Origin of the sequence: Anaeromicropila populeti (genome assembly GCF_900112775.1) — a bacterium.
GTDB lineage: Bacteria > Bacillota > Clostridia > Lachnospirales > Lachnospiraceae > Anaeromicropila_A > Anaeromicropila_A populeti.
Window position 1 is genome coordinate 44,299 of record NZ_FOYZ01000011.1, and the last position, 15,139, is coordinate 59,437.

13 protein-coding genes are annotated in these 15,139 nt (G+C 37.0%); all 13 read left to right on the forward strand.

The annotated features are described in order from the left end of the window. Positions 1-6: 6 nt before the first annotated feature. The gene (ychF, locus tag BM305_RS13835) at positions 7-1,104 is read left to right on the forward strand and encodes a redox-regulated ATPase YchF (RefSeq protein ID WP_092561846.1); all 1,098 of its coding nucleotides are present in this window, start codon (positions 7-9) and stop codon (positions 1,102-1,104) included. 20 nt (positions 1,105-1,124) lie between these two features. Continuing rightward, entirely contained in the window at positions 1,125-1,979 is an 855-nt protein-coding gene (gene lgt / locus BM305_RS13840) for a prolipoprotein diacylglyceryl transferase (protein ID WP_092561849.1), read from the forward strand. Positions 1,980-2,179: 200 nt separating this feature from the next. Continuing rightward, complete coding sequence (gene mraZ / locus BM305_RS13845; protein ID WP_092561852.1) at positions 2,180-2,608, forward strand: division/cell wall cluster transcriptional repressor MraZ; 429 nt, start codon at positions 2,180-2,182, stop codon at positions 2,606-2,608. Positions 2,609-2,627: 19 nt separating this feature from the next. After that, on the forward strand, positions 2,628-3,572 hold the full coding sequence (rsmH, locus tag BM305_RS13850) for a 16S rRNA (cytosine(1402)-N(4))-methyltransferase RsmH (protein ID WP_092561855.1): 945 nt from the start codon (positions 2,628-2,630) through the stop codon (positions 3,570-3,572). Positions 3,573-3,596: 24 nt separating this feature from the next. Further along, complete coding sequence (locus BM305_RS13855; protein WP_092561858.1) at positions 3,597-4,157, forward strand: septum formation initiator family protein; 561 nt, start codon at positions 3,597-3,599, stop codon at positions 4,155-4,157. Between the two features lie 23 nt (positions 4,158-4,180). Continuing rightward, positions 4,181-6,160: a peptidoglycan D,D-transpeptidase FtsI family protein gene (locus BM305_RS13860; RefSeq protein ID WP_092561861.1), complete on the forward strand. Its 1,980-nt coding sequence runs from the start codon at positions 4,181-4,183 to the stop codon at positions 6,158-6,160. 84 nt (positions 6,161-6,244) lie between these two features. Then, positions 6,245-8,002, forward strand: a complete 1,758-nt coding sequence (locus BM305_RS13865) for a peptidoglycan D,D-transpeptidase FtsI family protein (protein ID WP_092561863.1) — start codon at positions 6,245-6,247, stop codon at positions 8,000-8,002. A gap of 88 nt (positions 8,003-8,090) precedes the next feature. Then, entirely contained in the window at positions 8,091-9,044 is a 954-nt protein-coding gene (gene mraY / locus BM305_RS13870; RefSeq protein WP_092561866.1) for a phospho-N-acetylmuramoyl-pentapeptide-transferase, read from the forward strand. A gap of 24 nt (positions 9,045-9,068) precedes the next feature. Continuing rightward, entirely contained in the window at positions 9,069-10,427 is a 1,359-nt protein-coding gene (gene murD / locus BM305_RS13875) for a UDP-N-acetylmuramoyl-L-alanine--D-glutamate ligase (RefSeq protein ID WP_092561869.1), read from the forward strand. A gap of 26 nt (positions 10,428-10,453) precedes the next feature. After that, entirely contained in the window at positions 10,454-11,608 is a 1,155-nt protein-coding gene (locus BM305_RS13880; protein WP_330393489.1) for an FtsW/RodA/SpoVE family cell cycle protein, read from the forward strand. A 64-nt stretch (positions 11,609-11,672) separates the two neighbouring features. Then, a complete protein-coding gene (murA, locus tag BM305_RS13885; RefSeq protein WP_092561872.1) occupies positions 11,673-12,923 on the forward strand; it encodes a UDP-N-acetylglucosamine 1-carboxyvinyltransferase in 1,251 nt (416 codons plus the stop codon). A 25-nt stretch (positions 12,924-12,948) separates the two neighbouring features. Beyond that, a complete protein-coding gene (locus BM305_RS13890; RefSeq protein ID WP_092561875.1) occupies positions 12,949-13,701 on the forward strand; it encodes a cell division protein FtsQ/DivIB in 753 nt (250 codons plus the stop codon). A 125-nt stretch (positions 13,702-13,826) separates the two neighbouring features. Continuing rightward, complete coding sequence (ftsZ, locus tag BM305_RS13895; protein ID WP_092561877.1) at positions 13,827-15,044, forward strand: cell division protein FtsZ; 1,218 nt, start codon at positions 13,827-13,829, stop codon at positions 15,042-15,044. Positions 15,045-15,139 lie beyond the last annotated feature (95 nt).

The window sequence follows — 15,139 nt, forward strand, 5'->3', positions numbered from 1 at the left end:
ATCTATATGAAATTAGGAATTGTTGGACTACCAAATGTAGGAAAAAGTACGTTGTTTAATGCGTTGACAAAGGCGGGAGCAGAATCTGCAAATTATCCATTTTGCACCATTGATCCCAATATTGGAATTGTTTCTGTTCCCGATGAAAGACTAAAGGTATTGGGAGAATTATATAAATCAGAGAAGGTTGTTCCGGCAGTCATTGAATTTGTGGATATAGCAGGTCTAGTTAAAGGAGCTTCAAAAGGAGAAGGACTTGGAAATCAGTTTTTGTCAAATATACGAGAGGTAGATGCTATTTTGCATGTTGTCCGCTGTTTTGAAGATCCTAATATTATCCATGTAGATGGATCTGTCGATCCGCTAAGAGATATTGAAACCATTAATCTAGAGCTGATTTTTTCTGATATGGAAATGGTAGAGAGAAGAATTGCAAGAGCCTCAAAGGGAGCAAGAAATGACAAAACCCTGGCTAAGGAAGTAGAATTTTTAGAGAGAGTGAAGGCACATCTTGAAGATGGTAATATGGCAAAAAGTCTTGTTGTGGAAGATGAGGAGGAGATAAACTGGTTAAATAATTATCAGTTATTAACGCAAAAGCCCGTTATCTATGCAGCCAATGTTATGGAAGATGATTTAACAGAGGATGGCGCTTCTAACGCAAATGTGAAAAAGGTCAGAGAATTTGCAGTGAATGAGAAGTCAGAGGTTTTTGTTATCTGTGCACAAATCGAACAAGAGATTGCTGAATTAGATGATGAAGAGAAAAAAGAATTTTTAGAGGATTTAGGATTACAGGAGGCTGGATTGGAGAAATTAATAAGAGCCAGCTATCGACTGCTTGGTTTAATCAGTTATTTGACAGCAGGACCACAGGAAAGCAAAGCATGGACAATAAAGGTTGGTACAAAGGCACCTCAGGCAGCTGGAAAAATTCACAGTGATTTTGAGAGGGGATTTATCCGGGCAGAAATTGTAAACTATCAAAACTTAATTGAATGTGGTTCTTTTAATGCTGCGAAAGAAAAAGGACTTGTTCGTTCTGAAGGAAAAGAATATGTGGTACAAGATGGTGATGTTGTATTATTCCGATTTAATGTATAAATTTTAAGGCGGTGTAGAGTGTGAATGGTTGTGAAGTGAGTTTTCCTAATTTGGGAATATATTTAGACAATGTGGTAAGTGGGTTTAAAGTCTTTGGATTTGAAATTGCTTTTTATGGCATCATTATTACACTGGGAATGATTGGCGGTTATTTAGTCTCGGAATGGCAGGCCAAAAGAACTGGACAGGATGCAGAAATGTATTTGGATTTTGCACTATATGCCATTGTACTATCTGTAATTGGAGCCAGAGTATATTATGTTATCTTTAGCTGGAATGAATTTGCAGATGAACCGTTAAAAGTGTTTAATACACGTACAGGTGGACTTGCTATTTATGGAGGGGTAATCGCTGGAATTTTGACAGCTATTATTTACACAAGACTGAAAAAAGTATCCTTTTGGCTGGTTGCCGATACGGCATGTGTTGGGTTATTAACAGGACAGATTATTGGGAGATGGGGAAATTTCTTTAATAAAGAGGCATTTGGCTCTTATACAGATAACCTTTTTGCAATGAGACTGCCATGGGATGAAGCGGTTCTCCATATGTCTAACAAGTCTGCGGCAGAACTGATGCAATATGTAGAAAACGGGTATATTCAGGTGCATCCTACCTTTTTGTATGAATCTGTATGGAATCTGATTGTCTTAATTTTAATATTGCTTTATACAAAACATAAAACCTTTGACGGTGAATTGTTTTTTCTATATATTGGAGGCTATGGGCTGGGCCGTTTATGGATAGAAGGCCTTAGAACAGACCAGCTTATTTTGTGGGGGACAACTATTCCAGTGTCTCAGCTTCTGGCAGGAATTATGATAGTATGTGCTGTTTTCTGCATTTTGTATAACCGTCGTAAAAAGGCAAAGTAAAATATAAATAACAATTATTGTAAAAAAATAACAAATATTATTGCGTTTTAATCGTAATTATTTGTTATTTTTTTTTATGCTTATACTTGAATATTTCCCTTAAATGGGTTAAAATTAATGTACAAGTGGTGCAAAGTGGTGGAAAGTGGTGGACAGTGCCACAAATGTGGGTTGACTAAAGACCGAGGTAGGTGAAAGCCATGTTTATGGGTGAACACAATCATACAATAGATTCAAAAGGAAGAATTATTGTACCCTCTAAATTTCGTGAAGAGTTAGGAGAAGAATTTGTTTTAACTCTTGGTTTAGATGGGTGTCTATTTGTTTACCCCAATGAAGAATGGATGAATTTTGTCTCAGAATTGAGAAAACTACCAGGAAATAAAGAAGCCAGACAATTGCAACGATATTTTATGGCAGGTGCTGCAACCTGTGAAGTGGACAAGCAAGGAAGAATTTTGATTCCAACTAAACTGAGGGAACATGCAGGATTAGAAAAAGAAGTAGTATTTGTTGGCGTTTTGAGCAAAATAGAAGTATGGAGCAGGGAACGTTGGGAAGCCAACAACAGCTACGATAATATGGATGAAATAGCAAACCATATGTCCACGTTTGGCTTGAGTTTTTAGAAAGAAGGTTTGTAGGTCAATGGAATTTAATCATATATCAGTTTTATTAACAGAAACAATTGACGGGCTAAATGTACGTCCAGGTAAAATATATGTGGATGGTACTCTAGGTGGTGGCGGACATGCATATGAAGTGTGTAAAAGATTGAATCAAAAGGGTAAGTTTATAGGAATTGATCAGGATTTAGCTGCAATTAGTGCAGCAGGGAGAAGATTAGAAGAATTTGGAGAGTTAGTAACGATTGTAAGAGATAACTATTGTAATATGAATGATATTTTACACAACCAGCAAATAAATAAGGTTGATGGAATTGTCTTGGATCTTGGTGTATCTTCTTATCAGCTAGATACGGCTGAGAGAGGATTTTCTTACATGGAAGAGGCATCACTGGACATGAGAATGGATCAGAGACAGGATAAAACAGCAAAAGATATTGTGAATACTTATACAGAAGAGAAGTTATATCATATCATACGTGATTATGGAGAAGATAAATTTGCAAAGAATATTGCAAAACATATTGTACGGTATAGAGAAAATCAGGTAATTGAAACGACAACCCAGCTTGTTGAGGTTATTAAGGGTGCTATTCCATTAAAAGTTAGAATGAATGGAGGACATCCAGCCAAAAAAACATTTCAGGCAATTAGAATTGAATTAAATCAAGAACTGAATGTTTTAAAAGAAACATTAAATACAATGATTGATTTACTGGAAGATGATGGGAGGATATGTGTAATAACATTTCATTCATTGGAAGATAGAATTGTTAAAAACATTTTTCGAGAAAATGAAAAACCATGTATATGTCCACCAGGGTTCCCTGTTTGTGTATGTAATAGAAAATCAAAGGGACATGTTGTTACCAGAAAGCCGATTCTTCCTTCAGAAGAGGAATTAGAAATGAACAGGCGCTCAAAAAGTGCAAAGCTAAGAATATTTGAAAAACAACAGGAAAAATAACTTGAAAAGAAATGGGGAGGCGTCATGGAGAAAAAACAGTACAATTTAAATCGAAATGAGTATGTTGTTGATGGGAGTGCCGCGAAGAAACTTTCACGTAAAGCCTCTTACACATATAACGATTCATTGGAAAACTGGAACGATGAGCAGGAACGACGGGAAAGGCGCAGGCAGGCAGAAGAGAGAAAAAGGAAGCAGGAAAGGAAAGCCAAGGAAAACAGAATGGATTTTTCTACCTTTATCTTTTTGTGCGGCGCTATAGCACTTACTATGTATGTTTGTGTATCCTATCTCAAGGTGCAGAGTGATAATCTTGTGAAGAAAAATGCAATTGCATCACTGGAAAGTGAAATTATTACACTGAAGAACGAAAACAAAGTTGCATTAGATAGAGTAAATTCTGCCCAAGATTTATCCTATATTTATGATGTGGCAACCAAACAGCTTGGCATGGTACATGCAAGTGAAAATCAAGTGATTCCATACGAGAGCACAAAGAGTGATTTTGTGAAACAGTATGCGGATATCCCTGAAAGCACAAGCGAAGGGGTTGTTGGGGAAATTTTGGATAAGTTTGCAAAGTAAGCTTAGGATAAGTAGGTGAAATAATGAGACAAAGGAAAAAAAATAATACAATTAAGAAGTTCAATAGCAAAATGCAGGGGGACTTATTCCTTGTATTTTGTGTTGTTGTTCTTCTTTTTCTTGCCTTAATTGGAAGGCTGCTATATATAACATATAGTTCAGGCGAACGATATGAAAGACGGGTGCTTTCCCAACAAACATATGTCAGCAATGCAATACCGTTTCAGCGAGGGATGATCTTAGACCGTAATGGAACTGTTCTTGCTAAAAGTATCCGTGTGTACAATGTGATTTTAGATCCTAAAAAGTTATTGTCAAGCGAGGAATTTTATCAGCCGACAATTGCAGCATTGAAGGAATGCTTTTCAATGAAGGAAGAGGATGTGAAAGCTGTTCTGGAAGAAAAGCCAGAATCCCAATATGTTGTAATGCAAAAATCAGTGGAGGCAGAAAAAGTTGAACAATTCAAGAAGATGAAAGAAACGGATGAAAATATACAGGGTATTTGGTTTGAGGACAATTACAAACGGTACTATCCACAAAAGTCGCTTGCTTGTGATGTAATTGGATTTGCGTCTGCTAATGGTTTTATTGGAGTGGAAGCTTATTATAACAATGAACTTATAGGAAACAATGGACGAGAGTATGGGTATTTTGATGCGGATTTGAATCTGGAAAGAACAGTAAAGCCTGCGGTGAATGGAAATACAGTGGTTACAACTCTGGATTCCAATATTCAACAAATTGTTGAAGAAAAAATCGAGGATTTCAATAAAGAAGTTGGTGGGAAAAATACAGCCGTTCTTGTAATGAATCCTACCAACGGAGAGATTTTGGCAATGTCCTCTGGATTACAGTATGATTTGAATAATCCAAGAGACTTGTCCTCTTTCTATACAAAAGCAGAACTTAATGGTATGACAGAGGATGAAAAAATGGACGCCCTAAATGGGATTTGGAGAAATTTTGTAGTGAGCGATGGCTACGAGCCAGGTTCTACTTTTAAACCTATAACAGTTGCAGCAGCATTAGAAGAAAATATTGTTACACCAGAGTCCACTTTTTTGTGTACAGGACATGAAGTAATTTCTGGGGTTTCCATTAGTTGTGCCAAGGTGCAGGGACATGGAACGATTACATTGGCAGAGTCCTTAATGTATTCCTGTAATGCAGCTATGATGCAGATTAGTGCCAAGCTGGGGAATAAGGCATTTTATCAGTATGAAAATAATTTCTTATTCGGGCAAAAAACAGGTATTGATTTGCCAGCAGAGCACATGGGTGAAATTTATCAATTAGATGGGATGCGGCCAACTGATTTAGCAGTATCTAGCTTTGGGCAGGGAATGAAGGTAACTATGCTGCAAATTGCCAGTGGAATTTCTTCTCTGATTAATGGAGGTAATTATTACGAACCTCATGTTTTGAAACAAATAGAAACAGATACAGGTGCTGTGGTAGAAACAAAGGAACCAGTACTGGTGCGTGAGACGGTTTCTTCCGAAACCAGTGAATTTATACGAGAAGCATTGTTTCAGACGGTTGAAAATGGAACGGCAACTGCTGCTCAGGTCGAAGGTTATCAAATAGGAGGTAAGACAGGTACAGCAGAAAAATATCCACGTAAACAGGGAAATTATCTAGTTTCTTTTATTGGGTTTGCTCCTTACGATAATCCATCTGTTTTGGTTTATGTTGTAGTGGACGAACCAGCTGTTGAAGATCAGGCACACAGCACATATGCGTCGAATCTTTTTCATAATATTATGACAGAAATTCTTCCTTTTTTAGAAATATATAAAACTAATGTCACAGAGACAACAGAACCTAGTGAGGAACCAACTCAAACAGAAGAAAACAGGGCAGAAGCCACACCAGTCCCAACCTTGTCACCAACCGAGGGAGAAAATGTGGAAGAGGACAATCCAGAAGGCTATGAAGAAGAATCAATGCCTGATAATGTTGTAAAATCCATCCGTGAATCCGAAGAGCCCGTAGAATAAAGTGGACTCGTGTATATGAAAAGTTATCATAACAAGCCATCCTTTGTAATAAAATAAAAATGATAAGTGTTATGGAGTTGGCATATGGCAAGAAATAAGACGTTTAATAGAAAAAATCTTACGTTTTTATTGGTGATTGTTTTAGTTGGAACGTTAAGTTTGATGGGACGTCTAGCATATTTGATGATTTTTAAAGCAGAACATTATGGCATAATGGCAAAAGAAATTCATGAAAGAGAGAGACCTATTAAAGCGGAGAGAGGAACTATATATGATGCAAATGGAATTGAACTTGCAAATAACAAGCCAGTTTGCACCATTTCTGTTATTCACAGTCAAATTGAAGAGCCAGAAAAGGTAATTGAAATATTGGCAAAAGAGCTTGGGCTGAGTACAGAAACTGTTCGAAAGAGAGTGGAAAAGGTTTCATCTATTGAAAGAATCCGTTCTAATGTTGATAAGGAACTGGCAGACCAGATCCGAGAATATGATTTGGCGGGTGTTATGATTGATGAAGACTATAAGAGGTATTATCCTTATGAAACACTTGCATCTAAGGTAATTGGTTTTACTGGCAGTGATAATCAAGGGATTATCGGGCTGGAAGTAGAATATGATAAATATCTGGCAGGAATTGATGGCACTATTTTGACATTAACCACTGCCCGCGGAGTTGAAATTAAAAATGCAGCAGAAGACAGAGTTGAACCAGTTGCAGGAAATGACTTATACTTAAGCCTGGACGTAAATATTCAAAAGTACGCAGAACAGGCAGCGAAAAAAGTGTATGAGGCAAAGCAGGCAAAAAATGTGAAGCTGATTGCACTAAATCCACAGAATGGTGAAATTTATGCAATGGTAAATTATCCAGAGTTCAATTTAAACGATCCATTTACTTTAAATACAGAAATAAATGTTACGCTTTCAGATAGTGAAAAAAACAATTTATTAAATAATATGTGGCGTAATGGCTGTATCAGTGATACTTATGAACCTGGTTCAACATTTAAAATTGTGACAGCAACGGCAGCATTAGAGGAAAAAGTTGTTAAGCTGACAGATACCTTTAATTGTCCGGGATATAAAATTGTTGAGGACAGAAAAATACGATGTCATAAAACAGCAGGGCATGGCACAGAAACCTTTGTGGAAGGGATTCAGAATTCGTGTAATCCGGTATTTATGGAGGTGGGAGCCCGCGTTGGAGCGGAAAACATGTATAAAAATTATAAAAAGCTTGGACTGTTTCAAAAAACAGGAATTGATGTTCCAGGTGAAGCCAATTCTATTACACATAAACTGGAAAATGTAAAGGCAGTTGAATTAGCTACTATGTCATTTGGGCAGGGAATTTCCATTACACCATTACAGCTTTTAGTAGCTGCCAGCGCAGTAGTAAATGGTGGAACACGGATTACACCTCATTTTGGTGTTAAGATTGTAAGTGCTGATGGACAGTATGTAAAGAAACTAACGTATCGGGAAAAAAGCAATGTTATTACCAAAGAAACAAGTGACACGATGAAAATGCTTTTGGAGTCGGTGGTTGCAGAGGGTTCAGGAAATAAAGCTTATTTGCCGGGGTTCCGCATTGGAGGAAAGACAGCAACATCTGAGAAACTTCCAAGACGCAGCAACAAGTACATTTCATCCTTTATTGGATTTGCGCCTGCGGATGATCCTCAGATTATGGCAATTGTACTCATTGACGAACCAGTCGGTATATACTACGGTGGAACAATAGCAGCACCGGTCATTGCGGACTTATTCAGTAATGTTCTACCTTATATGGGAATTGAAGAACAGTATGTAGGTGAAGATGGGGCAACAGATAATCAGTGATGGGAAAAAAAGTTTCTTGCTAATGGTTTTGTAATAGAATATAATGGTAGAGTTAGACAATACTTAAGATAATAATGAGGTGAGATAGATGGAATTTAAAATTTTATTACCAGTATTAATATCATTTGCAATTAGCGTAGTGTTGAGTCCGATTTTTATACCCTTTTTGAAAAAATTGAAATTCGGCCAATACATAAGAGATGAAGGACCACAGTCCCATTTAAAAAAGAGTGGAACACCTACAATGGGTGGATTAATAATTTTATGCAGTATTGTACTGACCTCTTTGTTGTTTGTAAATGAAAACAAGGAAATTATTCCAATCTTATTTGTTACACTTGGATTTGGATTAATTGGTTTTCTTGATGATTACATTAAAGTCGTGATGAAGAGGTCACTAGGATTAAGGGCATGGCAGAAAATGTTTGGCGAGATTATGATTACAGTTGTATTTTGTTACTACATTATAAATCACACTGAATTTGGAACAGAAACACTTATTCCTTTTTATGGGATGATAACAATGCCAGATGTGTTGTTTATTGTTGTCTTATTTATTGCAGTTCTTGGAACTGTGAATGGCGTGAACTTTACGGATGGGCTGGATGGTCTGGCATCTAGTGTAACAGTATGCGTTGCCACATTTTTTACTGCGGTAGCAATTGGAACATCAAGTGGAATTTCGCCTATTACATGTTCGGTAGTAGGAAGTTTGCTGGGATTTCTAATTTATAATGTATATCCAGCCAGAGTATTCATGGGCGATACTGGTTCATTGGCTTTAGGAGGCTTTGTAGTTGCTGCTGCCTATATGCTTAAAATGCCGTTTTTTATTGTAATTGTGGGAGGAATTTACTTTGTGGAGATACTGTCTGTAATGATGCAGGTGTCTTATTTTAAGCTGACAAAAGGAAAACGAATATTTAAAATGGCACCAATACATCACCATTTTGAATTGTCTGGCTGGTCCGAAACCAGAGTGGTTGCAGTATTTTCAATCATAACTGGACTATTATGTTTAGTTGCATATACAGCTATGTAAAATTGCTTGGAGGAAGAGGAAAAGATGGAGTTTAAAGGAAAAACCGTTTTGGTGATAGGCACAAAAATAAGTGGAATTGCAGCAGCTAATTTATTACTGGATAAGAAGGCTGATGTTATTCTGTTTGATGCTAACATAAATGTTGACAGAAAGGAATTAGAAACTTCTATAGATGGAAAAGTCACCATTGCTTTAGGCGAATTAAAGGGAGAGGAAAAGTCAGCTGTTGATTTAGTAATTCTAAGTCCTGGTGTACCAGCGGAGTTACCAATGGTTTGTGAATTTCGAGAGAGAAACATTCCTATCTGGGGGGAAATAGAGCTTGCTTATCAATGTGGAAAGGGCAAGGTAGTGGCTATTACCGGAACGAATGGAAAAACAACAACAACGTCATTAGTAGGCGAGATAATGAAGTCGTACTATAAATCTGTTTTTGTGGTTGGCAATATAGGAATTCCTTATACTGGTGTAGTACAGGAAACGAAGCAGGATTCAGTAATAGTGGCTGAAATCAGCAGTTTTCAGCTAGAAACAATTCATGAGTTCAGACCACAGATTAGTGCGATTTTAAATATTACACCAGATCATTTAGATCGTCATCATACAATGGAGAATTATATTGATGCTAAGCTATCTGTTGCAAAGAATCAAAGTTCAATGCAGTATTGCATTTTGAATTATGAGGACGAAGTATTAAGAGAGCGGTCAAATGATATAGCAGCCAATGTTTGGTTTTTCAGCAGTGAGCAGAAACTGGAGGTTGGAATCTATTTAAATGATGCGAAGGATATTATATATGCAGATGGAATTGAGGAAGTTTTGATTTGTAATGTGAAAGAGCTAAAGCTGTTAGGCCGTCATAATTATGAGAATGTTATGGCAGGGGTGTTAATAGCTATTAAGATGGGAGTCCCATACCGAACAATTCGAGAAACACTGTTAAAATTCAGAGCAGTGGAACATCGAATTGAATATGTTACAAGCAAAAAAGGGATCGCTTTTTATAATGATTCTAAGGGAACCAATCCAGATGCTGCAATCAAAGGAATTCAGGCTATGGAAACGCCAACACTGCTGATTGGAGGCGGTTATGATAAAATGGCAGATTATACAGAATGGATAAAAGCCTTTAATGGTAAAGTGAGATATTTGGTATTAATCGGGCAGACCCGCGATAAAATAGCAGAGGCAGCAAAAAAATGTGGATTTCATAATATTATTTTGGCAGAGAGTTTGGAAGAAGCAATTCAGATATGTTATGAGAAGGCAATGGAAGGTGATTCTGTATTACTTTCTCCAGCCTGCGCAAGCTGGGGCATGTTTAAAAACTATGAAGAACGTGGAAGAATGTTTAAAGAGTATGTAAACCAGCTGGCTGAATAAAAAATCGATTGTTAGGGGTGTTGGATGTGACAAAAAGTGAACAAGAGAGAATGAACGGAAAGAAAAAAATAAATAACTATTATGATTACAGTTTGCTGTTTCTGACAATTTTTCTTTCTTGTTTTGGAATGGTTATGATATACAGTACAAGTTCCTATACTGCTCAGGTAAAGTTTTCTGACCCGACCTATTTTTTGAAAAAGCAACTGGTTTCCGTTATTCTTGGGGTTATTGCTATGTTGGCAGTTTCTAAAATTGATTACAGAATTTTAATGAAAAAAGCAGGGAGAATTCCGTTCAATCTAGTAACCCTTGCTTATTTAATGGCAATTATTCTTCAAACATATGTGCTTTTTTTTGGAAAAGAATTTAATGGTGCCAAGAGGTGGATTAGTCTTGGACCGTTTGGAACCTTTCAGCCGTCTGAATTTACAAAGGTCGTTGCAATTATATTTGTATCTTATATTGTAAATAAATTGCCACGAAGCTTAAATCGTGTCAGTGGATTTATACGGGTTATGATTTTAGCATCGCCACTTATCTTTCTGATTGTAATTGAAAATCTAAGTACCGCTTTGGTTGTTTCAGCCATTGTTGTAGGAATTTGCTTTGTAGCAAGCAGAAAAAAGTGGTACTATTTTTTCTTTGGTTTTTTATTTGTTGGAATGGTAGTAGCATACATATTTTTAGGAGATGAATTTAGAAGCGTTCGAATTGATGTGTGGAGAAATGTTGAAACCCATCCGCTTGGATTTCAAATTCTTCAGGGATTGTATGCCATTGCATCAGGTGGTGTTTTTGGAACTGGTCTTGGTGAAAGCATGCAAAAGCTTGGATTTATCCCCGAATCCCACAATGATATGATTTTTTCAATTATTTGCGAAGAGTTAGGCCTTTTTGGAGCCATAGCAGTTGTCTTGTTATTTGTGTTACTAATCTGGAGGCTGTTTATTATATCAATCAATGCACCAGATTTATTTGGAGGTCTCATCTGTTCAGGAGTATTAATTCATATTGCTGTTCAGGTTATAATAAATGTTGCAGTAGTTACCAACTCAATACCATCTACGGGGATTCCGCTGCCGTTTATCAGTTATGGAGGAACATCAGTAGCTATTTTATTGGCGGAGATGGGATTGGCACTAAGTGTGTCCAACCAGATACGAAGTGAAAGAATATAGTATGCACTTTAATTTGAAACCTTCATATACTAATAGTATATTTCAAGCTTTCTGAGGTGTACCCATGGCAGTTCTTCGTGTTGAAGGTGGAAGAATACTTAGTGGAGAGGTTAACGTACAAGGCTCAAAAAACGCGGTACTACCTATATTGGCAGCTTGTATACTTTGCAAGGATGCAGTTTGTATCCAGCAATGTCCAAAAATCAAAGATGTGTATGCAATGATTTCATTGATGCAAGGTATTGGCTGCAAGGTTAAGTGGGAGACAGATGGTTTAGTGATTGATGCTGGCAGTTTGAATACTGAAATCATTCCAGAGCAAGAGGCCAGAGAAATGAGATCTTCCATTATAGTTCTGGGAGCGATGCTAGGGAGAACAGGAAAAGTTGAAATTTCTTATCCTGGCGGCTGTTCCATTGGAGGTAGACCGATTGACATTCATCTAAAGTCATTTGAAAAGATGAATGTGAAAATGATTGAGATGGATAATAAAATTCGGTGCATGACAGAAGAATTAAAAGGAAGTGAGATAGAATTTTATTTTCCTAGCGTTGGAGCAACAGAAAATGTAGTTTTAGCGGCAGTTTTAGCGAAGGGTATTACTATTATCCGAAATGCTGCTAAAGAACCTGAGATAGTGGAGTTGTGTAGCTTTCTGAGAAAGATGGGAGCTGATATTGAAGGAGATGGAACAGACATACTGAAAATAAAAGGGGTACAGAGTTTACATGGAGTCAAATATCGTGTTGTGTCAGATCGAATTGTGGCAGGAACATACTTAGCTGCGGTTGCAGGTATTGGCGGAGAATTGTATTTACATGCCAATTGTACCCGGCAGCAAAAGGAAGTAGTGGATTTGTTGTATTTAATGGGTGTGGAAATGCAGGAAACAGAAGGAGGACTTTATGTAAAGTCATCAGGCAGATTAAAAAAGATTGGTTTAATTCGAACCAGACCATATCCAGGATTTCCAACAGATATGCAGAGCCAGTTCATGGCTATTCTGACAAAAGCAGAAGGTGTCAACATTATGGTGGAAAATATTTTTGAAGGCAGATATAAGACAGCAGGAGAATTAACAAAAATGGGGGCAGATATTGTAATTGATGGAAGAGCCGCAGTAATCCGCCAAGTGAAGAAGTTAAAAGGAACAGATGTTACAGCTCATGATTTAAGAGGGGGGGCAGCTTTGGTAATTGCAGCAATGATGGCAGAAGGTGTTACAACCATTGCAAATCCTCATTTTATTCAACGAGGTTATGAAGATATTGTAACGAGCTACCGTAGTTTAGGAGCAGAAATTTCTTTGCAGTAAAAAGTCTATAATAGGAGCATATGTGATGAAAAATAGTATCCAAAATGAGGAGGAAAAAGCACAAAAGAATCGTACCTTAAAGAAAATATGCATGATAGTGTTAATCGTGTTTGCATTGTATGTTGCTTACACAGGCTTCTTCCGACTGGAGGTTATTACAACAAAGGGATGCAGCTTTTATACAGAAGATGAAGTACTTGAGTATTTCAAACAAACAGCAGCAGACAGTAACACATTGCTTTTTTATATTAAGTATAAATATTTAAAAAAGCCAACGATACCATTTGTAGATGAGTATGATATTGAAATCAAAGGAAGAAACAAAATCCTAATTAATATATATGAGAAATCCATGATTTCATGCATAAAATATATGGAGGAATACTTTTATCTGGATAAGGATGGTACGGTGATTGAATCATCATCAGAAAAGGTTGCAGATTTACCGTTGATTACAGGGGTAAAGTTTAATGCAATTAATTTACAAGAGAAGCTTTCAGTTGAGAAGGAAGAGATTTTTAGTGTGATTTTGGAGATTTCAAAGTTAATAAACCAATATGAACTGGATGTGGACAAGGTTAATTTCAATTATAATATGGAAGTTACTTTATATTCCCACGATATACGGGTGATTTTGGGAAAAAGGGACCATTATGATACACAGCTTGCAGAGCTTTCTAAGCTTTTACCAAAAGCGCAAGAAAAAAAGCTGAAGGGAGAGCTGGATATGGAAAACTTTGAAGAAGGCCAGGACAAGATAATCTTTCACGAAGATTAAAAAATTTAAAGAAAAGCTTGATTATTCTATAGAAAAAATATATTATATACTATAGAATTGTAATATCATATCTGAATATAAGTGTAAGAAATAGGGATCTATTGAATGATAAAGGAGGAAGTACCTTGCTTGAAATAAAATCAAATGAAGCAGAATCCGCGGCGAAAATACTGGTTATCGGTGTTGGAGGTGCTGGGAATAATGCTGTTAACAGGATGATAGAAGAGAGTATAGCAGGCGTTGATTTTGTTTGTGTAAATACAGATAAGCAACATTTAAAAAATTGTAAGGCACCTATTTGCATCCAGATTGGAGAGAAATTAACAAAAGGACTGGGAGCTGGTGCGCAGCCGGAAGTTGGGGAAAAGGCTGCTGAAGAAAGTAAAGAAGAATTAGCTGAGGTAATCCGAGGCTGTGATATGGTATTTGTAACTTGTGGAATGGGTGGCGGAACGGGAACAGGAGCAGCACCTGTAGTTGCACAGATTTCTAAAGATTTGGGTATACTGACAGTTGGTATTGTGACTAAGCCGTTTAAGTTTGAAGCAAAAACAAGAATGAATAATGCGGTAAATGGAATTGAAAAATTAAAGCAGCATGTAGATACATTGATTGTCATTCCTAATGATAAGCTGTTGGAGATTGTAGATCGGAGAACTACAATGCCAGATGCACTTCGTAAGGCTGATGAAGTTTTACAGCAGGGCGTACAAGGAATTACAGATTTAATTAATGTTCCAGGTCTGATTAATCTAGATTTCGCAGATGTACAGACTGTTATGAAGGATAAAGGCATTGCACATATTGGCATTGGTGTTGGAAAAGGTGATGAAAAGTGCGTCGAGGCAGTAAAACAGGCCATTTCTAGTCCTTTATTGGAAACTACTATTGAAGGTGCCTCTCATGTGATTATTAATGTATCAGGTGACATCAGTTTGTTTGAGGCGAATGAAGCAGCTACTTATGTTCAGGAGCTTGCTGGTGAAACCGCTAATATTATTTTTGGAGCCATGTATGATGAAGCATTACCAGAACAGGCGACCATTACAGTAATAGCAACTGGACTAGAGGACATTGGGAATAGTATTAAAGCACCTAATTTTATTAATACAACTGCTCCAAAGACAAGCTATAACTTTAAGTCCCAGGGAACAGAAAGTTCCTCTATGCATAACAGGGCGGCTTCCACTGCTGTACCAGCCAAGCAGGCACCAACCCAGAGACCTGTATTCTCTTCAAATAGTACACCGTCAGGTTCTGCTCCAGTTAAGCCAACTATAAAAGCTGAGTCAGATCATGGTGGAATAAAAATACCAGAATTTTTACAAAGAAATCATAAATAAAATATCTTTATCCTTTGTGTGATGATTTTCACACAAAGGATTTCTTTCTCTAAGGGAAAATCTCAATTCAAATATAATACCATAGAAAATGTAAA